The sequence below is a fragment of the Archangium sp. genome (assembly GCF_057119385.1).
In genome coordinates this window covers 17,869-39,626 of sequence record NZ_DBNGVP010000163.1, presented here as the reverse complement: position 1 = coordinate 39,626, position 21,758 = coordinate 17,869, and the positions used below count along the sequence as shown (strand labels likewise).

General features: G+C 68.5%; 17 protein-coding genes. 5 read left to right on the top strand and 12 right to left on the bottom strand.

The window, feature by feature from the left end; genetic code table 11:
• From AC16DP_RS39510 to AC16DP_RS39480, 7 genes are all read right to left on the bottom strand, one after another.
• Nucleotides 1-1,035, bottom strand: a complete 1,035-nt coding sequence (locus AC16DP_RS39510) for a phytoene/squalene synthase family protein (RefSeq protein WP_329733099.1) — start codon at nucleotides 1,033-1,035, stop codon at nucleotides 1-3.
• A 145-nt stretch (nucleotides 1,036-1,180) separates the two neighbouring features.
• Complete coding sequence (locus AC16DP_RS39505; RefSeq protein WP_329733100.1) at nucleotides 1,181-1,651, bottom strand: hypothetical protein; 471 nt, start codon at nucleotides 1,649-1,651, stop codon at nucleotides 1,181-1,183.
• Nucleotides 1,652-1,677: 26 nt separating this feature from the next.
• Nucleotides 1,678-2,325 (bottom strand): hypothetical protein, encoded by a 648-nt coding sequence (locus AC16DP_RS39500; RefSeq protein WP_329733101.1) that lies wholly within the window; start codon nucleotides 2,323-2,325, stop codon nucleotides 1,678-1,680.
• A 93-nt stretch (nucleotides 2,326-2,418) separates the two neighbouring features.
• Entirely contained in the window at nucleotides 2,419-2,820 is a 402-nt protein-coding gene (locus AC16DP_RS39495) for a hypothetical protein (RefSeq protein ID WP_329733102.1), read from the bottom strand.
• Nucleotides 2,820-3,230 (bottom strand): hypothetical protein, encoded by a 411-nt coding sequence (locus AC16DP_RS39490; RefSeq protein ID WP_329733103.1) that lies wholly within the window; start codon nucleotides 3,228-3,230, stop codon nucleotides 2,820-2,822. Before AC16DP_RS39490 ends, AC16DP_RS39495 begins: the two co-directional genes overlap by 1 nt.
• Nucleotides 3,227-3,583, bottom strand: a complete 357-nt coding sequence (locus AC16DP_RS39485) for a hypothetical protein (RefSeq protein WP_329733104.1) — start codon at nucleotides 3,581-3,583, stop codon at nucleotides 3,227-3,229. The genes AC16DP_RS39490 and AC16DP_RS39485 overlap by 4 nt, the downstream gene beginning before the upstream one ends.
• A 109-nt stretch (nucleotides 3,584-3,692) precedes the next feature.
• Nucleotides 3,693-5,876: a tenascin-X gene (locus tag AC16DP_RS39480; protein ID WP_329733105.1), complete on the bottom strand. Its 2,184-nt coding sequence runs from the start codon at nucleotides 5,874-5,876 to the stop codon at nucleotides 3,693-3,695.
• A gap of 200 nt (nucleotides 5,877-6,076) precedes the next feature.
• Between AC16DP_RS39480 and AC16DP_RS39475 the strand changes: the two genes are divergently transcribed.
• The 3 genes from AC16DP_RS39475 (at nucleotide 6,077) to AC16DP_RS39465 (ending at nucleotide 10,153) form a co-directional block, all read left to right on the top strand.
• Nucleotides 6,077-6,364 (top strand): hypothetical protein, encoded by a 288-nt coding sequence (locus AC16DP_RS39475; RefSeq protein WP_329733106.1) that lies wholly within the window; start codon nucleotides 6,077-6,079, stop codon nucleotides 6,362-6,364.
• A 340-nt stretch (nucleotides 6,365-6,704) separates the two neighbouring features.
• Nucleotides 6,705-8,516: a protein kinase domain-containing protein gene (locus tag AC16DP_RS39470; RefSeq protein ID WP_329733107.1), complete on the top strand. Its 1,812-nt coding sequence runs from the start codon at nucleotides 6,705-6,707 to the stop codon at nucleotides 8,514-8,516.
• A 146-nt stretch (nucleotides 8,517-8,662) separates the two neighbouring features.
• Complete coding sequence (locus tag AC16DP_RS39465) at nucleotides 8,663-10,153, top strand: hypothetical protein (RefSeq protein WP_329733108.1); 1,491 nt, start codon at nucleotides 8,663-8,665, stop codon at nucleotides 10,151-10,153.
• An 85-nt stretch (nucleotides 10,154-10,238) separates the two neighbouring features.
• Here AC16DP_RS39465 and AC16DP_RS39460 read toward each other — a convergent pair whose 3' ends face one another.
• From AC16DP_RS39460 to AC16DP_RS39450, 3 genes are read right to left on the bottom strand one after another with little or no spacing between them, the layout of a single operon-like run.
• Nucleotides 10,239-13,466 carry an AAA family ATPase gene (locus tag AC16DP_RS39460; RefSeq protein WP_329733109.1) on the bottom strand — a complete coding sequence of 1,076 codons (3,228 nt, stop codon included), beginning with the start codon at nucleotides 13,464-13,466 and terminating at the stop codon, nucleotides 10,239-10,241.
• A 32-nt stretch (nucleotides 13,467-13,498) separates the two neighbouring features.
• On the bottom strand, nucleotides 13,499-14,521 hold the full coding sequence (locus tag AC16DP_RS39455) for a hypothetical protein (RefSeq protein WP_329733110.1): 1,023 nt from the start codon (nucleotides 14,519-14,521) through the stop codon (nucleotides 13,499-13,501).
• A gap of 4 nt (nucleotides 14,522-14,525) precedes the next feature.
• Complete coding sequence (locus AC16DP_RS39450; RefSeq protein ID WP_329733111.1) at nucleotides 14,526-15,809, bottom strand: endonuclease domain-containing protein; 1,284 nt, start codon at nucleotides 15,807-15,809, stop codon at nucleotides 14,526-14,528.
• A gap of 110 nt (nucleotides 15,810-15,919) precedes the next feature.
• Here AC16DP_RS39450 and AC16DP_RS39445 point away from each other — a divergent pair, with 110 nt between their 5' ends.
• Nucleotides 15,920-16,174 (top strand): hypothetical protein, encoded by a 255-nt coding sequence (locus AC16DP_RS39445; RefSeq protein WP_329733112.1) that lies wholly within the window; start codon nucleotides 15,920-15,922, stop codon nucleotides 16,172-16,174.
• 816 nt (nucleotides 16,175-16,990) lie between these two features.
• Here the strand turns inward: AC16DP_RS39445 and AC16DP_RS39440 are convergent.
• Nucleotides 16,991-19,429: a S8 family peptidase gene (locus tag AC16DP_RS39440; RefSeq protein WP_329733113.1), complete on the bottom strand. Its 2,439-nt coding sequence runs from the start codon at nucleotides 19,427-19,429 to the stop codon at nucleotides 16,991-16,993.
• Between the two features lie 17 nt (nucleotides 19,430-19,446).
• Nucleotides 19,447-20,433, bottom strand: a complete 987-nt coding sequence (locus tag AC16DP_RS39435; protein ID WP_329733114.1) for an AAA family ATPase — start codon at nucleotides 20,431-20,433, stop codon at nucleotides 19,447-19,449.
• Nucleotides 20,434-20,790: 357 nt separating this feature from the next.
• On the opposite strand from AC16DP_RS39435, the gene gshB reads away from it, so the two are divergent.
• On the top strand, nucleotides 20,791-21,750 hold the full coding sequence (gene gshB / locus AC16DP_RS39430) for a glutathione synthase (protein ID WP_329733115.1): 960 nt from the start codon (nucleotides 20,791-20,793) through the stop codon (nucleotides 21,748-21,750).
• The last annotated feature ends 8 nt before the right edge of the window (nucleotides 21,751-21,758 follow it).

The window sequence follows — 21,758 nt, the reverse complement described above, 5'->3', positions numbered from 1 at the left end:
CTACCGGGGCAGCGGGGCCGTCAGCGTGGAGAACATCAGCTTCAACGCCGCGTCCTGGCCCACCAGCAGCTTCGTCGAGGCCACCACCCACTTCACCGTGCGCCGCGACACCTTCACGGCCCGCCGCTCCAGCACCGCCGCGTTGCCATACAGCTTGCGCAGCGTCATCACCGCCAGGAACAGCGGCCACAGGCAGAACAGGCGGATGCCCCGCTCCTGCCCCGGCAATGCCATCACATACTCGAAGGCCTTGCGCAGCTCCCGGTGCGCCACCGCCACCATCTGCCCATGCGCCTTCATCGCCTCGCCCCGGTTGCCCGGCTCCAGCAGCGCCTCGGGCGTCAGGCCGTGCTCGGCCAACAGTGTCCTCGGCAGCCAGCAGCTGCCCCGCTCCAGGTCCTCGCGCACGTCCTTGAGGATGTTGGTGAGCTGCAGCGCGTTACCGAAGGCCACCGCCCTCGGCTCCAGGGCCGCCGCGCGCTCGGCGATGGCCGGCGAGTACCACTGGAAGAGCCGCGTCAGCATCTCCCCCACCGTCCCCGCCACGTAGTAGCAGTACTCCAGCGTCTCCTCGAGGCTCGCCAGCCCCAGGCCTCCTCCCGAGGCGCGGCCCTTGTCCCCCATCTTCCCCATGCCCTTCGTCATGGTCGCCACGCAGGCCGCCACGTGCTCGCGCACCGGGGCCGCGTGCAGCGCCAGCGCCTCCAGCACCCGCGCCGTCCCCTCCACCAGCCGCACCTCCGCCTCCGGCGCCTGCGCCCTCAGCACCCGCGCCCCCTCCTCCGAGAAGCGCCGCGCGTCCGCCTCCCACCCCGCCGGCAGCGTGCTCAGCCGCGCCAGCTCCGCCAGCAACACCTCGCTCGCCGGGCCGTGGGCCTCGTCCTCCAGCGTGTCGGCGATCCGGCACAGCAGGTAGGCCACCATCACCGCCGTGTCCAACGGGCGCGGCAGCACGGGAATGTTCAACGCGAAGGTGCGTGACACCGCCGGCAACACCTCCCGGCAGAAGGCGATGGCGGCGGGTTCGGTCTGCATCGGTATCCGGGTCGACGCGGGAGGCTGTGACGGCTCGTCCCTGGACATGAGGACGTACGGACGGTCTTCCATCGCTCTCCCACTCGGCACGAGACTCGGCATTACCCCAGACCGGCGCTGCGTGCACGCAATCCGTTCTTCTCCCTCACCGTTCCCCGGGCTGCTTCGTCGCCGGCACCTGCCCGGCGGGCTCCAGGGCGTTCACCACATAACCGTCCTTCTCGAGCGTGAAGCGCGCCCGCACCTCCCGTCCCGGCTGGAGCGCCTGGCTCCGATCCGGGGTGAAGCGGGTCCGTGGCGTCAGCTCGAGCGGGAAGACGGCCCCGCCATGCCGCAGCCAGAGCTGATCCCCCCGTACGTTGACCACTTCGCCGTAGAGCTCGCCCTGGCGGGCCTCCTCGCCGGTGCCCGCCGTCCCCGAGCCGCCCACGCCCGCCGTCTCGTCGGTGATGGGGAGGTCCTCGGCGGTGACGGGAGAGTCATCCGAGAGCGGCGTCCTGCGGAACTCGTCCATGTTGTCGGGGAGATCCTCCGGCACCGCGTCCAGTACCTCCTGCGCGCCCGCCGGGGCCACCAGCCCGAGCACGGCGAGCCATGCCAACGCCTTGCGTGCCATGGGAGCCTCCTGTGTCTGGGTTCTCCTCATGGAGATGGGGAGCCCGAGCCGCCCACGCCCGGTGTCTCCCCCGGGGAGGGAGCCGGAGGAAGGGCCTCGTCCGAGAGCAGGAGGGCCAGGAGGGCGCCTTCCTCGGCGAGGCCGAGCGGGACGATGTCGTCGGGAATCCGCAGCGTCACGGGGGAGGGTGGGCCGCGGAGGGTGTCGCACGTGCGCCAGCCGGCGTAGCGGTTGCCGGCCAGGGGCAGCGAGTAGTCACAGCCGCCCACGCTGCCGGAGATGCCCGTGGGGGTCAGCGTCAGCTCGGCCGGATCCGCGCCGAACCAACCGCGCAGGACGAGCCCGGGCTGGGGGGCGCGGGGGATGGCATCGAGCCGCACGGACGCGCCGGCGGCCCGGCCGGTGATGTCGCCGTCCTCGCTCCACTTCAGCTCCACGGGCTGGCCCTTCAGGCTGCCGCGCAGGCCTCCCTGGACGCGGCGCAGCTCGAGCCCGCTGCCGGAGATGGCCTGGGAGCCGACCTGGAGCTGGAAGCGGCGCTCGCCCACCTGGAGCAGGAGGGGCTCGCGGGCGGAGGCGGTGACCTGGGCCGCGGCGAGCGGGCCGAGACCCCACACCAGCACCGCCGCCAGGGGAGCGAGGAGGCCGCGCCTCGGAAACGGGGGCTGTGTCACGGTGTCACCGCCTTTCGTCGATCACCCCCTCAAGCTAGGGGCGCGGACGCGAGCCAGGAACGGGTGCTCCCCCGGATGCTCCTCGGGCGTCCCTCAGACCGGCGGCAGCACCTGCTCCAGGGATACGAGCAGCCGGTCGAGCTCGGAGTCACGCTCCGATTCGAGGCCAATCCGTACTCCAAACCGAAGGGTGACCTCGCCGAAGACAAAGAGCGCCGGGTTGCTTCGCTCGGAGACATCCTGGCGGAACAGCTTCAAGGCTTCGAGGAGAATGGCTCGGGGCGTTCCATCCGGAGCGACCACATCCAGGTAGGAATGGACGGGATTGCTCCCGGGTGGGACCGAGATGGATTGACGATCCGTCGGTGTTCCCGGCTTCGTATCCGGAAGCGAGGAGGCATTCTCGGGCCAGGGAAAGTCCCGACCATGCAGGTACAGGAAGGCGTTGACGCCCGTCTGACCGTTCCGGGACACCCGATGCGCGGTGGCGTACATCAATTCAGCTCGTAGTGACGAAGGGGACGTTGCTGTCCGGGCACATCATCGAGCAAACGCCTGCCCGAGGGGAATCGCTCCAGGGCCTCCTGGGCCCTTCTCCGCTCCATGTCAACGAACCCCCGCAGTACGCGGGTCAGTTCCGCGCCACGCCCCTGCCTCGACAGCAACGCAGCCAGCGACTCGGGCGGCTCACCTGGAAACATCTCCCGGATATATCGGACGTATTCCTGTTGAACCCTCGCCACCTCCTCCTTCAAGGAAGGGCTCAGGGTGAGCAGGCGGAGCTCCAGCAACTGCAGCACCTGCAACTCGACGCTCTCGTCCGACCCCCACATCTCCGGCACCCGGAGGAGTGACTCGAGCCGCTCATCAATGAATTCGAGCAGAGTCCGTTGCAACAGGCTCATTGCTTCACCGCCACTTCCTTTTCGTCCCACTCCCGCCAGGCCAGGCGGTCGGGATACAGATAGTGCTGGTCAAGATAGGACTGCTCGGGAGTGCCATGGGCACCGGTCAGCGCGTCGACGACATGCTGCTGCACGTGCACGGCGACATGCTCCCACCAACGTACCCCACGCTTGGGAACCAGGAAGCGGCCTTCAACGGGAAACAGCTTGCGCGCTCTCGCCGCCACCTCGAGCTGACGGGCAATGGGGAGAAGCTCCCTTGCAGCCAACTCACAGCGATTGCTCTCCGCAGGATACCTGTCGAGCACTTCGGACACGGCTTCGAGCTGAGCGGGTAACCAGGAGATGGTCATCCCGGGGAATGTTAGACGCCGCACGGCGTGAATGCACCCTTTTTATGACCTGAAAGGTGGTGTTCCGGAGCCCTTCCTGTCCGGTCCATGCCACCAGGCTCTGGCAGCCTCACGGCGCCGCGCGCACCGGGTCCTCGTGGTGATCATGTCCCGGCCCGCCGAACGTCCCCGGCCAGGGGGCCTCGGCCGGCTCCAGTCCCGGCAGCGTGAAGCGCTGGAACCGCGCCCTGCTCTCCGAGAACGGGGGATCGCACTCCCCGCAGCTCGTCGCCCCGTCCATCATCGTCAGCGACCCGGGTCCCAGCTCGAACAGCTGTGGAATCGTCTTCGGCGAGTACCCCAGCTCGCACCGGAAGGCCTCGCTCCCATCCCCCGCCCTCACGCCCACCAGCACCGGCCTCCGTCCCTCCGTCGCGAAGCCCAGCACCATCGTCCGCTTCACCCCTCCCTCCGGCCACGTCCCCAGCCGCAGCTCCTTCGACACGAAGCTGCTCCCCGCCGGCAGCCGGTACGTCCACGCCGGCTCCAACCCCGGCACCGCGTACCCCTCCAACCGCGGTGACTCCACCGGCACCCCGTCCGGATTCACCGTCGCTCCCGCCGGGCTCGGCACCAGCACCTCGCGCGTCGCCACCGCCCTCCCCAGCTTCGACGGCAGCGCCTTCACCGGCTCTCCATCCGACGTGCGCAGCGGCTCCGTTCCTCCCTCCGGCAGCAGCAGCCCCCGCACCAGCCCCAGCTCGCCTCCCGGGAAGGGCAGCGTCCTCCTCCAGCGCGGCACCCCGTCCGACGAGAACGCCATCACCAGCGTCGGTGCCCCCGCCCTCAGCGGCGCCCCCGGGTTCACCGTCGGGCTGAACGTCACGTACAGGTCCCCCGAGGGATCCGACGCCAGCCCGAACGGGTGCGGGTGGTTGCACTCGGACAGCAGCGCATCCTCCAGCAGCTGCGCCGACACCAGCCCTCCCGCCGCGTCCAGCACCACCAGGTAGTACAGCCGGCACTGCGTCCTCGAGTCCTGCCCCGCCGGGTACGCCTCGAAGAGCGCCGCCAGCCGATCCGGCGCCATCACCGCCAGCCTCGCCATGAAGAGCGTCGAGGACTTCCCCGCGATGTCCGGCCTCGCCCTCCCCAGATCGAAGCTCCACCGCGGCGCCGCCGTCGCCCGCTCCATCAGCGACACCTTCCCCTGCTGCGGCAGGTCCATGCACAAGAGCCGCTCGTTCCACAACATGCACCGCCGCCCCGTCACCTGCGCCTGCACCGGCGCCTCCCCCGCCGCGTCCAGCACCGGCTTCTCGAAGAAGCCCGCCAGCGTCACGTCCCCCTCCGGGCCCACCAGCAGATCGTGCAGCTTCTGATCCCGCCCCGCCGCGTCGTACGTCCAGTCCGGCACCAGCGGCCTCGCCGGCGGCCGCTCGCACACCGAGCCCTTGCACCGGCCCTCTCCCTGGCACGGCGAGGCCGGCGCGCACACGAAGTGGTCCGGCGGATCCCTCTTCACGCACGCCCCCTCCACGCACACGTCCGCCAGATCGCACCCGCGGGCCTCGCCACAGAAGGTGCCGTTGCGCGCGGGCCTCAACTGGCAGCCCCGCGAGGGATCGCACCACCCCTCCTGGCACGCCCCATCCCCCGGGCACGGCGGCGCCGGCACCGGCTGGCACCCATCCAGCGGGCTGCACACGTCCGTGGTGCAGGCGTTGCCGTCGTCACACACCCGCTCGCGCCCCTTGCAGCGGCCCTGCTGGCACACCGCGTCCAGCACGCACGCGTTGCCCGGATCGCACCCCGTGCCGTCCTCCAGCACCTCCTCCACGCACTCCTCGCGCTCGGGGTCGAACGTGAAGCGGTGGCAGGCCGAGGGCATGGGACAGGGGGGTGCCAGCCGCGCCTCCCCGGACAGCGGCAGCGTCACCGTGCGGCCCGCCTCGTCCGTGCCCACCAGCGTGGCCGAGAACGTCCCCTCCGCACCCGGAGTGAAACGCACCTTCACCGAGGCTTCCTCCGAGGGCCTCACCTCCGCGGGCAGCCCCTCCACCGAGAAGGGCCCCTGCACCCCGTTCCACACCACCCTCACCCCCGAGCGCCCCGCGCTCACCAGCCGGACCGAGGCCTCCCGCGTGGCACCCACGTACGTGGCCGGAAAGGCCAGCGCCTCCTGCGAGAAGCGCACCTGGCTGGAGGAGCCCACCAGGGGCGGCTGCTCCTCACGGCAGGCCCCCAGCAGCCCGCACAGCAGCACCGCCGCCAGCACCCGCCCCCAACCGTCCACTCTCGTTCCGCTCGCCATGCGTGAGCCCCCGCTCCCACGGCTATAGCCCTCGCTCCTCCCAGGCACGAGGGGGCCCGCCCCACATCCTCCTTCCTCCCGTTCACCACCCCACCCTCGCGGGCACTGGCGTTTCTACGGTCCACCCCGGGGGGGAGTCCCGCCAAACCCCCGAAAACACAGGCCCTCCTCCCGGTATGCTTCTCGCAAGTTCCCCAGTCATGGCTTCCATCGAATCCGCCATTTCCGAGCAATTGGCGCAGGCCTTCACGGTCTGCATCCCGTACGAGCTGCAGCCCGGGATGGACCAGCTGCCATCCGAAACCCGGCACACCCTGCTGGGCGAGCTCTTCCGCCTCGCCGTCCAGGCCTGGCAGGAGCGCTGCCTGCTGCCCCGCCACGGCCCCGTCACCCTGGAGTTCCTCCTGGCCGGCTGCGACGTGGGCATCGAGCTGGATGCCCCTCGCGCCCGCCTCACCCTCGTCTCGCTCATCCGGGGCCGGTACTGAGGGGCCTGCCGGGTCCGGGAGCCGCTGTCCGGCAGCCGGTGGCCGATGGCCATGGGCCGGGGGTGTTTCTCCACAGTTCCACTTGTCCCCAGGGCCCTCTGTTTCTGTACTGAGTGAATAGGTATTTATTTAGATCAGAGGTAACAGAAGGGGCTGTGGGCTTGTGGAAAAGTCAGCAAGCTCGCGGAACCCCTGAGGAATCCCGAACCTGCTACATGTGGGGAAGTTGGCGCTTATCCCCGGCCATCCACAGGGTGTGGATCACCCGGGGGGTTATCCACAGCGGGGGTCCCGGCCATCCACAGGCCGTCCACAGGGTGTGTGGGCTATGGTTCGGCCCATGTCCGCACCGGTCCGGGGGGCTCCCCAGCCGCTGAATTCCGCTCTCCCCGATCCGCACCACGGCCAGCGCATCGGAAGATACGAGGTGCTCACCCAACTGTCAGTGGGTGGCATGGCCGAGCTCTTCCTGGGCTACACCTCGGGGCCGGGCGGGTTCCGCAAGTATGTCGCACTCAAACGGGTGCTGCCGGACGCGCGCGGGGACGAGCAGTTCGAGAAGATGTTCCTGGATGAAGCACGCATCACCGCGGCGCTGAACCACCCGAACATCGGTCAGGTGTTCGAGCTGGGCCAGGACGCCGAGGGCCTCTTCCTGGCGATGGAGTTCATCGCGGGGCAGAACCTCAACCAGGTGGCCGACGTGCCGCGGCGCCGGGGCCAGGTGCTGCCGGTGGGCTTCACCCTGGCGGTGGTGCGCGACGTGTGCCTGGCGCTGCATTACGCGCACGCCTTCACCACGCCCGGAGGCAAGCCCTCGCCCGTCATCCACCGGGACGTGTCCCAGAAGAACGTGATGGTGACGTACGACGGGGGGGTGAAGCTGCTGGACTTCGGCATCGCCAAGGCGCGCGACGGCGTGGTGCGCACGCAGGTGGGCATGGTGAAGGGCACCACCGGGTACATGTCCCCCGAGCAGGTGCGCGGCGAGCCGCTGGATGGGCGCAGTGATCTCTTCGCCGCCGGGGTGATGCTGTACGAGTTGCTCACGGGCGAGCGCCTCTTCTCGGCGGAGACGGAGCGCCAGGAGATGGAGATGATCCTGAAGGCGCCCATTCCGGATCCCGGGGTGAAGGTGCCCACGCTGCCCCCGGGGGTGCCGGAGGTGGTGCTCAAGGCGCTGGCACGAGAGCGGGAGCAGCGTTACGCGAGCGGCCGGGAGATGGCGAAGGCGCTGGAGGCCGCGGCGGGCGGACTGTTGATGGACGCGGAGCAGCGGGCGGCCTTCATGCTCGAGCACTTCGGGGACCGGAGGGAGGCGACGCGCCGGCTGCTGGAGAGCGTCGAGCAGGCGAAGGAGCCGGTGGACGCGGAGATGGCGCGGATGCTGGGAGGCCGCGAGGAGCCGGAGAGGGCGTCCACGGAACCGGAGTCCCCGCGGCCGGACGCGCGTGCGCGGAAGGCGGAGGAGACGCGGCAGGCGGATCCGAAGGAGACGATGCTCGCGCGGGGCCAGAGGGCGAGGAGGGCGGAGCCGGAGGAGGCGCCGGCGGCGGGGGTGCACACCACGGGGAGGCGGGTGACGCGGGAGGCGCCCGTGGCGGCGAGGGAGGCGCGGACGGCGGAGCAGCCCTCGCGGGGAGGAACGGCGAGGTTCTGGGCGGTGCTGATCGCGCTGCTGGTGGTGGGGGGGAGCGCGGGTTACGGGGTGGTGAAGCTGTTCGCGGCGATGAAGGCGCAGGAGGAGGAGGGGACACCCATTCCGATGCCGCTGGGGGACGTGTCCCCGATGACGCCCCTCCAGCCGCCGGGGCAGAAGAAGGCGGAGCCGGAGCCCACGGCGCGGGCGGCCGAGCCGGAGCAGGCGCAGGAGAAGGCCTCGGAGGAGCCGGCGAAGAAGGACGGTGACGACGAGCCGGTGCGTGGCGTGAAGCAGGGCACGCTGACGCTGGTGGTGCTGCCGGAGGCCGAGGTGTTCCTGAACGGGCGCTCGTTGGGGAAGACGCCGCTCATCAAGAAGCCGGTGCCGGCGGGCAGACACCTGCTGCGCATCAAGGGCGCGGACGGGAAGCGGCGGCAGCTGTCGGTTCCCATCCGGGTGGGCAAGACGACGCAGTTCAAGCTCAAGCTGACGGACATCCCCGAGCGCTGAGCTGGCGCCCTCTTCCCCTGGGAGAGGGCGGGGGAGAGCCGCGACGCCTGTCTGGTTGGCTGTACACGAAGCGTGAGGGGAATGAGATACAGCCTCTCCAACCGATGGTGGATCATGAAGGCCACCGTCTTCGTGGGGAGAGAGCAATGCATCGGATTCGAATGGGCTGGCTGGCGGTGTCGGTGCTGTGTGGGTGCAGTGCGGGGCTCACGGAGCCCGAGTGGGAAGCACCGGCGTCGCGACAGCAGGCGCTGATTCCCACCGAGCAGTTCCGGGACACCTTCAACGGTGCCAACAACGCCAACGGCACGGGGCTCAACGACAACCTCGCGGGCAGGCAGTCCGGCTCGCTGGCTCCGGCGACCTATACGCGCCTCTCGGGCCTGTGGTACCCCGCGCCCGCGCCCAGCATCTGGGTGGCCCAGGTCAACCACATCTGGAGCCCGGATACGCTCTCCTTCCATGCGTCCCCCTCGGCGCTGCGCATGGACAAGCCCTTCTCGCGGGATGCCTCGGGGGCCTTCCGTCTCTCCTTCGTCGCCGAGCCCGTCGTCTCCGATGCCCGTGACAGCGGCAACTGGATGTCCGTCATGCTCGGCGGCACGGGGACCTCGAGCGGCTACGTCAGCAACGCGGACATCGACTTCGGCTTCCTCATCCGCTCCAACGGTGGGCTGGGCATCTTCGACAATGGCCAGTTCATGACGGTGACGCCGGGGAGCGTCCCCGCGGCGGACAGGTACTCGGTGAGCCTCGCCGTGCGCGACGGACAGGTGCTCGGCACCGTCAACGGTGTGTCCTTCTCCGCCCGGCTCAACGGGCCCGGCGTGCTTCCTTCCTCGGCGTACCTCTACCTGGGGGCGTACGTGGAGGAGGGACAGGTGTCCCGCTTCGATGACGTGGCGGTCTCCCCGGTGGTCAACCACCTGAAGCACTATGGCTATTACTGGGCCCAGTCCGGGAGTCATGGCCCCCACCTGGATGAGGTGACGGCCCATACCAACCTCAACTTCGTTCAGCGCCCCGAGGATCTCGCCGCTTGCGCCGCGCGCGGGGTGAAGTGCCTGCTGGAGACGCGCTGGCAGTTCTTCAACGGCTCGGCGCTGCGCCCGGATTATGTCCAGGCCTGGAACCAGCTCGTCACGCAGATCACCCCGTACCTGGGGAGCGTGGGCGGGTTCTACGTCATCGATGAGCCCTACTGGGTGGGCGTCTCCGTGAGGGATCTGGAGACGTGCGTGAACACCCTCAAGGACACGTTCCCCACCATTCCGGTGATGGTGGTGCACGCGGTGCCCTCGCTGTCGCCGTCACTCGTCACTCCCGCGCGCGCGGACTGGGTGGGCTTTGACCATTACGGCCCCATGTCCGAGGTGGTGGGCTACCTCAACACGCTGCGTGCGACCCTGACTCCCTCCCAGAAGCTCTGGCTGGTGCCGCAGTCCTATCTGGTGGGCGCCTACAGCGATGACGCGTCGCTCGCCCGCGCGAACTGGGAGTATTACGACCTGGCCCGCAGCGACCCGCGCATCCAAGGCCTGCTCAACTTCGGCTTGTGGACGCACCAGTCGCCCTCCTCCATCCCCAGGACGTTCGAGGCCCAGCGCGCCATCGGCAACGAGCTGCTGCGGCGGTGAGCTGACGGGCGCTCGATTCAGCAAGAGCAGGGTCGAGGCATGTTCCCTCTCCCAACGGGAGAGGGAGAGGGAACGGCACGAGGCGTCAGGAGCCCGTGCGCCTCGGATCCGCCGGAGGCAGCGTGCTCGCCGCGAGCCGCAGCAGCTCGTCATCCGGGAGCTGCTCGGTGGCGAGCACCGAGGGATCCGCCTTCATGGGCTGGACGTTGCCCTCGCGCAGCACGTGGAACTGGCCGGTGACCTGGTTGGGAATCTTCGCGGTGAAGTCCACCCGCGCCTCGCTGAGCATGGGCTTCATCTTGTCCAGCGAGTTCTTCTCCTTCACCCGGCCCACGAACCACGAGCGGATGGTGTCGCGGCACTTGTAGTCGAAGTCCCCCGGGCTCTGCGTGGCGAGCATCACCCCCAGGCCCGCCGAGCGCGCCCGCCGCAACAGGTTCTCCATCGGCTGCTTGGTGGCGGGCTGGCGCGTGGCCGGCAGGTACATGTCCGCCTCGTCGAACATGAGCACCGCCTGCAGCGCGGTGGAGGGATGGTGGCCCAGCCAGCGCGACACCTCGATGAGCAGCTGGGACACCCAGAAGAGCACCTTGTCGGTGTCCCCGAGGAACTTGGTGCTGATGACACTCAGCCGCGTCTTCCCGGGCCGCGCGTGCGCACCCCGGCCGAGCAGCAGCTCCATGTCGAGCTTCTCCCCTCCACTGCCCAGCAGCGCCGAGGAGCTGAGCCGCAGCGTCTCCAGATCCTGCACCAGCTTCTCGAACAGCTTCGTTTCCAGCCGGCCCACGGCGTTCACCAGCCGCGGATCCTTCTCGTCGATGAAGTAGACGAGCTTCTCCAGCGTGACGCCCGCGGGCGAGAGCTGCACGAGTTGATCAATCGCTTGCGTGAGGACGGTCCGGCAGGCCTTGTCCCGGCCGCTGTGCCGGTAGTCCAGCATGCCGCCGAGCGCGTCGCCCGCGAGCTGCGTGGCCTGCTTGCGATCGAACTCGGACAGCGAGCCGAGCCCGTCCGGGACGATGGGAATGGCCAGCGGGCGGCCATGTGGGTGCCCGGGCGTGAAGAGCGCCACGTCGAGCCGATCGCGCAACAGGGCCCGGCGATCGGAGCGGCGCGGATCATCGAGCGGGCGCGTCCAGGTGGGGTGGGACGCGTCCTGCGCGTACCCGGCGAGGTCTCCCTTGCGGTCCACGAGGATGGCCGGAATGCCTTGCAGGAGCAGCTGCTCCACCACGTTGAGCGCGAGCGTCGTCTTGCCACTGCCCGAGCCTCCCAGGAACGCGGCGTGCTGGATGAGCTCCTGGGGGGTGAGGGTGACGGTGTCGCGCGAGAGGCTCTCCAGCTCGCCGATGCGCATGGGCTCCTGCCTCCGGGGAGGCTCCTGGGACGCTTCGTGCTGACGCGAGGGCTGCGGCGACGCCTCCTGGGGCTTCGGATCCGTCCGGAGCGCGAGCGGCTGCTGCGGGGTGCCGGGCTTCTCGGTGGCTGGGGCCTGGGCAGCGGCCGGAGGCGTGCGGGCCACGGGACGCAGATGCTCCAGATCGAGGATGTCGCGCAGGGCCTTGACCTGCGTGAGGGGCCGGGCCGAGCGCAGCCAGGCGGCGAAGTCGGCCCGGGACTCGTGCTGGGCGCGGAAGTCCCGCAGCGCGAGCAGCGTTCGGCAATCACTGTCCTCGAGCACCGCGCGCCGTCCGCCCTTGGCGATGAGCTTGCCCAGCTCCTCGGCCGCCTGCGTCTTGGGATTGCTGGGGAAGACGGTGGTGCGCACGACGACGGGCGTGCGGCCCTTGGCTTCCTTGCGGGCCTGCTCGATCTCCCGCGCGAGTGCTCCTCCATTGGGCTTGCTGTTGCACAGCACCACCTGGAGCTTCGTGTTGCCGGGGGAGACATCCACCTGGATGGACTCGTCCAGCGTCCTGGCCTCGAAGCGGTGGCCGCCGTCCCACTCGTCCGTGCTGGTGCTCAGGGCCCACGTGAGCAGCACCGCCAGCTCCGAGTCGTCATCGGGCGTCGAGCCCTTGTACCCGGTGCGGAAGTCGTTCCAGAGCGGATCCAGCTCCGAGACGGACGTGGATTCGGGAGTGCTCTCCGGGGAGCCCGGCTTCGTCAGCTCCTCCACGAGCGGGAAGTGCTCGGGCAGACGGCCCAGATGGACGGAGAGCTCCCGATAGCGGCGGCAGTGGTTGAGCACGTCGCGGGCCCGCAGGCCCGCCAGGGCCTCGAAACCCTCGTGCGGAAGGGGGTACGTGGGCTCCGCGGCCTCGAAGGGCGCGTTCTCTTGATCGTACAGGTACTCCAGCCGCTTCTCCGCGATGAGCCGCGCCTCCTCCGCCGTGCGCAGGCTGTGCAGATGGATGGGCGCTGGATCCAACGTGAGGCGATCCAGCATCGGACGCGTCAGCATCGGGCTCAGCTTCGTCCAGAAGTCCTTCAGGCAGCTGATGACCACGAGCGACGAGGGCACGCGATCGGCCAGATCGCACAACGTCTGCACGGCTCGCCGGAAGGGCTCGCCCGCGTTGTGCTGATCATACATGTCCTCGAGCTGGTCCACGCAGATCACCAGCGAGTGCCCCAGCGCCCGCATGAGCCGGCCCAGGTGCTCCACCATCTTCTTCGGATCCTCGTCGTGGATGCGCGGCACCATCCCGCCCAGCACCTTGCGATCCGGCTCCGAGAGATCCTCGCAGCGCAGATACTTGAGCACCCGGTTCTTGATGCGCGACTCGCTGCGCTGCAGGTAGAGCAGCGCGCGCAGCAGATCCAGATCCAACTCCTTGAGCTCGGGCTGATCGATGAGCTCGTCGGCCGCGTCGCTGACGATCTGGTGGACGTCGTCCGCGTCCGTCTCGGTCTGCGAGAGGCTGGCGGCCCACTTGCCGCACCGCGCGAAGAGCGCGCTGGAGAGCTTCATCAACCCGGAGCCGGGCTGCGAGGGCTCGAAGTAGGGCTGATCCAACGACTCGATGAGATTGGAGAGGACGTACCGCCCGTAGTTGCTGGTGGACGTCGTCATCTGCAGGTAGCCCACGAAGCCCAGGGAGTGCTCATGGACGCGGGCGCGGAAGGCGCGCACCAGGTGCGTCTTGCCGCAGCCGGACTCGCCGAGCAGCAACAGGATGCGTCCCGAGCTCAGGCCGGGCGGCGTGGTGGCGCGGGTGAGCAGGCGCTCGAAGGAGGCACGGGCGTCCTGGTGCACGCGCTCCACGTCGAAGGGATCCGGCCGCCAGATTTCGTGGCGGTGCTGGATGGAGTGGAAGACCTCGGTGCGGTCCGAGAGGAAGGCGGCGAGGCGGAGATCGGACGGGCTCATGGGGAGTCCCTGGCAACCGGGTGGGGAGAGGACTACAGGGAGATGAAGTGGAAGGTGGCGCCGAGGTAGCGGGTCTCCGAGTCGGCGACATCCGCGGGATCCATGGCCTCCACCAGATCGGCGCGGCTCAGCGAGAGGAACCGGGCCCGGTTGGCCTCCACCAGCCTGTTCTTGAAGGCCTGCTCGTCCAGACCCCGCACCTGGCCCTGGAGGGCGCGCCAGACGTGGGAGATGAAGATCTTGTCCTCACCGAAGCGGCCGCTCGTGGAGGCCTTCGCCGCCTGATGGACCCGCTCGGCGAAGGACTGGAGATCCTCGCGGACCGGAGCCGGGGTCAGCACGTTGCGCGAGGCCGGCGCGGTGGACGGCGCGGTGACGGGCTCCGAGCCGGGGACGAGCCAGGAGCGCAGGGCGGCCAGCCGCAGACTCTCCGCGTCCGAGCGCTTCGCGCCCACGCTCTTCGCCGCGAGCTGGCGCATGGCCTGGGTGGGCTCGGCCTCGCGCGAGGCCTGCAGGACGCGGGCAAGCAGCACGGCCTGCACGGCGGCCGCGGTGAAGGGTTTGTCCGTGTCGATGCCGAGCTGCTTCCAGCACAGCGCATCGCGCACCTGGGTGAGGCTCTTCATGCCGGGGGACTCGCCGCCGAACTGCTTCTGCACGAGCACCGCGCGCATGCCATCGGCCGTGCCCAGCCGGTCCAGGTTGCCGTGGGAGGGCGGCAGCTCCAGCACGCGCGCCAGGAGGTGCGTGTTCTTGAGCTTCTTCCAGGAGGTGCCGTCGGGCAGCCGCTTCACCCCGAGCCACGCGAGCGCATGCGTCCGCCCCTGGGAGGTGAGCTCGAGGCCATTGCGCGCGGTGCGCCGGGCGAGCCCCGCCGTCTCGAGTGCCGTGAGCGTCTCGTCGAGCCGGAGGTTCCAGTCACCGGCGGTCCAACGGTGCTCGGCGAAGGGCTTCAGCGCGCGGGAGAGCTCGCTCCGGGAGCCCTTCCCCTCCTCGCGTGTCAGCAGCCACGTGAGCGCCAGCTCACCCAGTCGAGAAACCTCAGGCCCCTGCATGTGTTCAACCTCCAAGCTCACGTCGATGCGAGATGACTTCCGAGATAGTGTCGAGGATTTCCTCGAGCCGCGCCACCACGTCCTGGGCGAGGAATCGCAGCACGAAGAAACCGTGGCTCTGCAGCGCGGCATCCTTGCGCCTGTCCCGCCGGTAGGCCTCAGCATCCTGGAAGTGGCGGTAGCCGTCGATCTCGATGGCGAGGCGGAAGCGCCGTGACAGCAGATCCACTTCCACGTCACGGCCCGCGAGCCGGAACCCCGGAGAAGCATTGAGCTCGAACAGTCCGTGGGTGGCGGGGTGCGAGTCGAGGAAGGCGGAGAGGAAGCGCTCCTCGGTGCTGCGAGCCCGGTCCTCGGGGGCCTCGGGAGGGGAGGTGCGCTGGTGTTCGCGGACCACTTCACCGAAGAGCGCGAGCACCTCGTCCGAGACGCCCTCCGCGGCGAGCCTGGCCAGGGGGCGGGCGAGCTCCTCCGAGGGTGGGACACCGAGGGCCTCGAGCTTCACCCCGAGGGCCTCGGGAGAGGGGGCGGCGAGCTTGAGGAGGCCCTCGCGCACCATGGCGAGGGATTGGGAGCCGCCGCCCCGCAGGTAGGTGTCGAGGGTGGAGCGGTCCGCGATCAGGGCGATGACGAGGGCCGGGAGGGAGGCGCACAGCCGCGAGGCGACGCGCGCCGCGTGTGCGAACCCCTCGGAGCCGGAGCCGGTGAGCAGCAGCGCGGGCGCCGTGCCGTGCGGGACGAGGGCGTGCAGTGCCGTGAGGGCGCGGAGGGGATCATGCTCGAGTGCGTCGAGCACCGCGTCGAGGGGGGCCCCTGAATTGTGGGTAACTTGTGGCTGGAGCAGACACCTGCACGCGGTGGAGACATCTCCATCGGGAGCGGAGGAGAACAGCTCCTGGAGGAGGACGCCGCGCTCGTGGGCTGTCTTTCCTCTCAAGCGGGCGTGCAGCTCGCCCGGAGCGAGACCTCCGGCCGTGCCGAGGAAGTCCGCGGCATCGGCTTCGAGCGCCCTGACGCGGGCGAGCGCCTCCAGCCAGGCGCGGACCACCTCGGCTTCGCTCGAAGCGGGCACGGTACAGCCCGGCCTGTGGATCGAGCCGAGCCATTGGCGCCAGAAGGAGGCCGCGGTGCCGGGAGGGCCGGCGAGCACGGTGAGGGTGGGGATGCCCTGCTCACGCCGGCGCTGATGCCGCTCCAGCTCGTGGAGGACGAAGGCATCACTCCGGTTGTCCGGTCTGGCGAGAGGCACGGGGGGAGAAGCGTCCATGAAGTCGGGGCGTGTCAGCAAGAGCCCCTCCCCCACGGCTGTGTCTGGCAGTGGTCAGCTCACGGGCATGATGCACGACCCCGCCCGGATTCCATCTACCCCTCAGGTGGTATTGTCTCCGGGGGGCTTTGATGACTCGACGCGCGATGCTCGCGGCGGTGATGGGGTTGTTGATCCTGGGGACCGGTTGCCCGGATGTCTACGGAAAGGGCGGCAAGCTCGATCAGGCCATGGCGAAGGACATCCAGGACATGCAAGAGGAGCGAAGGCGTGAGCTGAGGGAGAGACGGGAGGACATGGAGGACGATGAGGGACAGCACTGTCCCGAGGGTAAGATGGAAGTCCGTGACTGCACCTCGTATCCATGCAAGGTGGAGTGCCAGTGAGGTGGAGCACCCTCCTCGGTGGCATCGCCGGGCTGTTGTTGCCCGTGCCCCTGATGCTTCTGGCCGGTGAGATGCGGCGGGAGCAGCGGGACGAACTGCCTCGAGCGAAGGAGCAGGTGGCTCCCATTCTTCCAATGCGTGAGCAGAAAGCACTCCAGAGCTTCGGGCTCGATTGCTCGGGAGGTGAGGAGTGTGAAGCGCCCCTTGGTTGCTTGTACTTCGCGGGTGAGCGCGAAGGATTCTGTGGAGGCAGCACGTGCCAGGCGGACTTCCAGTGTGGTGAGGACTGGATGTGCCAGACGGTCCGTACGCTGGGGAGTGAAACCCTGATACGCACCTGTGTCCCTCCTGGGTTGAGGAAGGAGGGCGAAGCATGTGTGCAGACCCTGGGGATGAAAGAGGAGACCTGCGCGCGGGAACTTCATTGCAACGTGGGATGGTGTGGCCGCTCCTGCCAGCCAGATGAACCCACGAGTTGTCCCCGGGGCTTCTTCTGCCGCGAGGGCCTGGACGGTCCCTCCTGCCTTCCCACCTGCGAGGCGACGGGCTGCTCCGAAGGCCAGGAGTGCGTCTCCCTCGGGGAGGGCATCTCGGTCTGCGCGGTGGTGCGTGGGGAGAACTGTCAGAAGGTGCCCTGCTCCGAGGGCGGCCTCTGTTCCGTCTGGCCCCCGCGCTACAAGGACTCCCGGCTGGAGCTGAAGATGGCCTGCTCCCGGGTCTCCTGCTCGGACGGTGGGCCGGCGTGCCCCCCGGGCACTTCCTGTGTCCAGGGCTTCTGTCGCCATCCCCATGAGTCCGATGGGGGTACCCACCTGCTCAAACCGTGATGGGAATGCCCAGCTCGATGGCCACGGGCGTGTAGACGTCCACTCCTGGGGTGCGAATCGAGACCACCAGGGCGTAGCGGGTTCTCGTCTTCCAACGCTGATGGCGAGGCCGCTCCCTCCACCAGCCAATCGTCGGATAGACGGCCAGATACCCCTTGTCCGCGAGGTCCACCGCGGGACCTGTCCAGCGATCGGAGTGAATGGACCCGCTGCTCCGGATGTCCGGGCCGAACCTCCAGGATTTGGAATCGCTGGTGCTCGTTGCCTTCTCCTTCTCCTCTCGCGCCGCCTTGTTGATGCGGATCTTGAACTGCTCGAGCGTCTCGGCCGCCGTCTTCAAATCGAACCGCAACCCGTGGGACGCGTACCGATGCCGCTGCTTCTGGTTGTAACCCCGGTCTCCCGGTAGGGGCTCGATGAAGTAGGAGAGCGTCACGCGCAGCTCGACGTCGATCTCTCCCAGTCCCCGGAGGACGTCCTCGGGCCATGGGAGCGCGTGCAGGTGCATGTCCCTGGTGACGAACTCCCCTTTCTTGTGGGGATGCGCGTCGTAGGGCTGGATCTCATGCTGGGCAATCAGCGTGAGCGCGTCATTGGCACTGAAGAGAGCTGCCTCTTCATCGGGTACCCCATGGCCGAACGTTCGAAGGAGCCTCGCGTAGTCGCTCTTCCTGGGCTTCTTCTGGGGAAGGTGGCCGCGCATCGACTCCGTCCACTCCGCGGAGTGGATGAGCAGGGCCCGGACCGTCTCGGGCCAGAGCCGCGGGTACTGGGCGTGGAGCCGTGCCGCGAGCCGTGCCGCGAGTGCCGTGGCCGCGCTGGTCTCTCCCGAGGCGGTGAACTGCCGGATGATCGGCCGGGAGTAGGTTGTCAGCAACGAGAGGCTGTCGGTGAAATCGCACCTCGTCCCCGTGGGATCCACCACGGCATTACCGCCGGGCATCACGATGTCCGGCTTGATGGGCCAGGTCTCGTTCCAAGCAACAGAAGTCGGACTGGAAGGGCAGAGCCCACCCAGCGGAGCCACTGGTTTCCAGCCTGACAGCGCCGGGTCCATCACCACATCCCGGTCGGCGTACGCCCCCACGGTGACGGCATTCCACGACTGCCCCGGATCGCGAATGAGCTCGGTCACGTTGCGATCCGGGTAATGGATGAAGTGGTCCAGCTGGATGTTGCCCGCGGAGATGCACATCAAGCGGCGCTCTCCATCGGCGGAACCAAAGGCGATGGCATCGACGGCGCTCGACCAGGAAGACGGGACCCCCTTCTCATGACCATCGGGACTGGTCACGGCCATGCAGAACGTCCGTGCGAGCCCGGGAGACTGGATCTGCGCACGAGCGGTGGCCTCCTGGGTCACCGCTCCGTAGACTTCGGGCGCGTGCGTATCTCCCGGCATGGGGAACAGCTTCACGCTTTCCAGCTGGTGCCTGAGCGCGACAGGCCCCTTGGACATGAGCACGGGACCCAGATCGCCATACAGCGCGAGCCCGGCCATCTCGGTACCGTGGCCATGGTGGTCATCCGCCTTCCAGCGGGGATCGACCGTGAGCAGGGAGGAGGCGGGGAGCGCCAGTCCGATGAGCTCGTGCCCCCGGTTCACGCCCGTGTCGAGGATACAGATCGAGGGTGAATCCCCGGGCGGTGCCTGGATGCGCGGCAGGAGATTCCTGACCCAGGCGGCCTGCTCGGACGGCGTCAGCTCCATGAACTCCGCCGTGGTGGTCTTGGCCTCCCGGAGCTCGGCGATCAACTCGTCCTGCTCCAGCAGCTGGCTGAGTTGGATGACCGTCGCTTGCAGGTTCAGCACGATGCGATCCACGAAACGCAGCGGCATGTTGCTGACGGACAGCCGCGCCTGCTGCGCCGTGGCTCGGAACCGCTCGAACGCGCCCTGGGTCCGGCGCAGCCAGACCTCCCACCAGAAGGGACCGTCTCCCGAGGGAAAACGCTCCTCCGGGTCCGTCCACAAGGAGCGGACGGAGGCGCGCCGGACATGGGCGATGCTCTCGACGAGGTCCTTGTTGGCGGGATTGTTCTTCTTTCCGCGCGTCTTGGTGAGGTAGTCCTCGAAGAGCTTGATGAAGTGCCCCAGCCTGTCGCGAGGGATCAGCACCGTCGCGAACGTGGTCTCTCCTACGTCCCGGACGGCGAGCAGCTCGATCCCCTGCCGCTCGGACTCGAGGCTTTGAAGCTTGAGATCGAACCCTGGCTCGCTCTCGAATTCGAAGCGGAGCGCCAGCGTCTCGTCTTCCTCGATCCGGGCGAGCTCGGCCTCGTACTGCTCCTTCAGGTGGGCGCCATGCTTCGCCCGGTCCTGGGCCTTGGTCCTGATGCCCCCTCCGCCTGATTTCGGAGAGGTGAAGAGCGAGATGTCCGGAAGCTTCCGGATGAAGAGATGCGGCCGATTGAAGGGTCTAGCCAATCATTTTCCCGGGAGGCTCATGAGCGCCGGGTGGAGCGGCGTTCATCGAACGCTCGAAGAAGGCTTTGAGTCGTGACCGATGACTTGTCATCGAGAATGGCTTCCTTGATGGCGTCATTGCAGGCTCGCGCCAGCTCGGCATAACTCAGCCCCTTCACCGCCTTGCTCAAGAGCTTCCAATCCAGGTCCTCGGAAGAGAAGGACCCCAGCTTGGCGAGAATGGTCCGGGTAGCCAATTCTCCTGAAGGAGTATTGTACTCGACGACATCATCGAAGCGCCGGAAGAGCGCATGGTCCAGCAGCTCGGGATGGTTCGTCGCGGCGATGATGAGGCTGTCCGACTGATCCTGCTCCAGGAATTGCAGGAAGGAGTTCAGGACACGCCTGATCTCCCCCACATCATTCGAAGCACTTCGGTGCCCGCCAATCGCATCGAACTCATCGAAGAGGTAGACACCCCGGGTCGAGCGGATGGCATCGAACACCAGCCGCAGCTTCGCCGCGGTCTCTCCCATGAACCGGGTGATGAGGCCATCCAACAGGATGGTGAAGAGCGGCAGTTGTGTCTCACCCGCCAGAGCGGCCGCCGTCATGGTCTTCCCGGAGCCGGGTGGGCCCACCAGAAGCATCCGATGGCGAGGGCGGAGACCATGCTCCCGGAGTTTGTGTGCCTGCTGCTGTTCGCGCAGGACACGCTCCAGGCGCTCACGGACAGCGGGCTGTAGAACCATCTCGTTGAGGCGCGTGTCCGGGTAGCTGACGGACAGGAGCCCCGAGAGCTCGCCGCGAGGTTGGGCGAGCGGTGTCGGAGGTTCGAGACGGCGGGGAGCCATCTCCCCTCGTGACTTCACCTGATCGACGAGCGAACGAAGCTCTTGAGCAAGCCTGGCATGCCCCTGCCTGGCTGCATGGGCGGCGACCTGCATGGCCACCGAAAGGAACTGGGCCTGGTCACCTTCGGCGTAGCTCCTCACGAGTGCCTTCAGTTGCTCTGCCGTCGCCAAGTCCATCTCCTCGTGAAACGGAATCCTACCGCAACCCTATGACGTCCCCGGCTTCCGAGCCATGAACGGATGGCGCTGCTATGGGAGCGTAGCGGCCGCTACAGGGGCTTCGTTGTTCGGATGCCCGAGGGCAAGGCATCCAACCCTCGTGGAGAGCTCGCTGGAGGTAAGGCGGGGATCGGAGCCGGGGCCCCCTCGTGATTGCCGTATACTCGTGGGTCGAAGTTCCCGGGGTGTCTCCACCGCGCCCCCCATAGCCCCCTCTCCTACTCCGCGTACTTTTTCTGTCGCGCTCGCGCCTCCGTGCGTCTACTCACCGGGTATCATCCTCGTACCCCCCAGGAGGCACCCGTCCCCATGGCCGCGCTCACCTTCGGCTTCCTCATGGATCCCCTCGAGACGGTCCGGGTGGACCATGACTCCACCTTCGCCCTCATGCTCGAGGCCCAGCGCCGCGGTCACCAGGTGCGCTACTTCGAGCAGCCCTGGCTCCGCTTCAGCGGCTCCTGCGCCGAGGCCCGCATGCGCACCGTCACCGTGCGCCGCGAGCCCGGCCGCCACTTCGATCTCCTCGACGAGCAGGTCCGCCCCCTCTCCAGCCTCGACGTCCTCTTCCTGCGCAAGGATCCTCCCGTCGACGCCGACTTCCTCCAGGCCACCCAGCTCGTCGAGCTGTGCAACGGCCGCGAGCCCGTCTTCCTCAACAACCCCACCGGCATCCGCGACGCCAACGAGAAGCTCTTCGGCCTGCGCTTCCCCGACCTCATGCCCGAGACGCTCATCTCCCGCGATCTCACGGCCATCGCCCAGTTCGTCGCCCGCCACCCCCAGGGCACCATCCTCAAGCCCGTCGAGGGCTTCGGCGGCCAGGGCATCGTCTTCCTCCAGCCCGGCGACCGCAACACCCGCTCCCTCCTCGAAATCAGCACCCTCGGCGGCAGGAAGGCCATCGTCGTCCAGGCCTACCTCCCCGAGAGCCGTCAGGGCGACAAGCGCATCATCCTCGTCGATGGCGAGCCCTGTGGCGCCGTCCTCCGCGTCCCCGCACACGATGACCACCGTGGCAACATGGCCGCTGGCGGCACTCCCGTGAAGACCTCGCTCACCCCTCGCGAGCGGGAGATCTGCGCCCGCCTCAAGCCCTCGCTCCAGGAGCGCGGCCTGTACCTCGTGGGCATCGACGTCATCGGCGACTGGCTCACCGAGGTCAACGTCACCAGCCCCACCGGCATCGCGGAGATCGACAAGCTGGACGACACCAACGTCGAGGCGAAGGTGATCGACGTCGCCGAGCGGCTCGTGGGCCAGCGGCGCTGAGGTGCCGG

What these genes read in the sequence shown, in the direction of transcription:
- AC16DP_RS39510 (WP_329733099.1), bottom strand. Translation starts at nt 1,035, where the DNA reads ATGCAGACCGAACCCGCCGCCATCGCCTTCTGCCGGGAGGTGTTGCCG.
- AC16DP_RS39505 (WP_329733100.1), bottom strand. Translation starts at nt 1,651, where the DNA reads ATGGCACGCAAGGCGTTGGCATGGCTCGCCGTGCTCGGGCTGGTGGCC.
- AC16DP_RS39495 (WP_329733102.1), bottom strand. Translation starts at nt 2,820, where the DNA reads ATGTACGCCACCGCGCATCGGGTGTCCCGGAACGGTCAGACGGGCGTC.
- AC16DP_RS39490 (WP_329733103.1), bottom strand. Translation starts at nt 3,230, where the DNA reads ATGAGCCTGTTGCAACGGACTCTGCTCGAATTCATTGATGAGCGGCTC.
- AC16DP_RS39485 (WP_329733104.1), bottom strand. Translation starts at nt 3,583, where the DNA reads ATGACCATCTCCTGGTTACCCGCTCAGCTCGAAGCCGTGTCCGAAGTG.
- AC16DP_RS39480 (WP_329733105.1), bottom strand. Translation starts at nt 5,876, where the DNA reads ATGGCGAGCGGAACGAGAGTGGACGGTTGGGGGCGGGTGCTGGCGGCG.
- AC16DP_RS39475 (WP_329733106.1), top strand. Translation starts at nt 6,077, where the DNA reads ATGGCTTCCATCGAATCCGCCATTTCCGAGCAATTGGCGCAGGCCTTC.
- AC16DP_RS39470 (WP_329733107.1), top strand. Translation starts at nt 6,705, where the DNA reads ATGTCCGCACCGGTCCGGGGGGCTCCCCAGCCGCTGAATTCCGCTCTC.
- AC16DP_RS39465 (WP_329733108.1), top strand. Translation starts at nt 8,663, where the DNA reads ATGCATCGGATTCGAATGGGCTGGCTGGCGGTGTCGGTGCTGTGTGGG.
- AC16DP_RS39460 (WP_329733109.1), bottom strand. Translation starts at nt 13,466, where the DNA reads ATGAGCCCGTCCGATCTCCGCCTCGCCGCCTTCCTCTCGGACCGCACC.
- AC16DP_RS39455 (WP_329733110.1), bottom strand. Translation starts at nt 14,521, where the DNA reads ATGCAGGGGCCTGAGGTTTCTCGACTGGGTGAGCTGGCGCTCACGTGG.
- AC16DP_RS39445 (WP_329733112.1), top strand. Translation starts at nt 15,920, where the DNA reads ATGACTCGACGCGCGATGCTCGCGGCGGTGATGGGGTTGTTGATCCTG.
- gshB (WP_329733115.1), top strand. Translation starts at nt 20,791, where the DNA reads ATGGCCGCGCTCACCTTCGGCTTCCTCATGGATCCCCTCGAGACGGTC.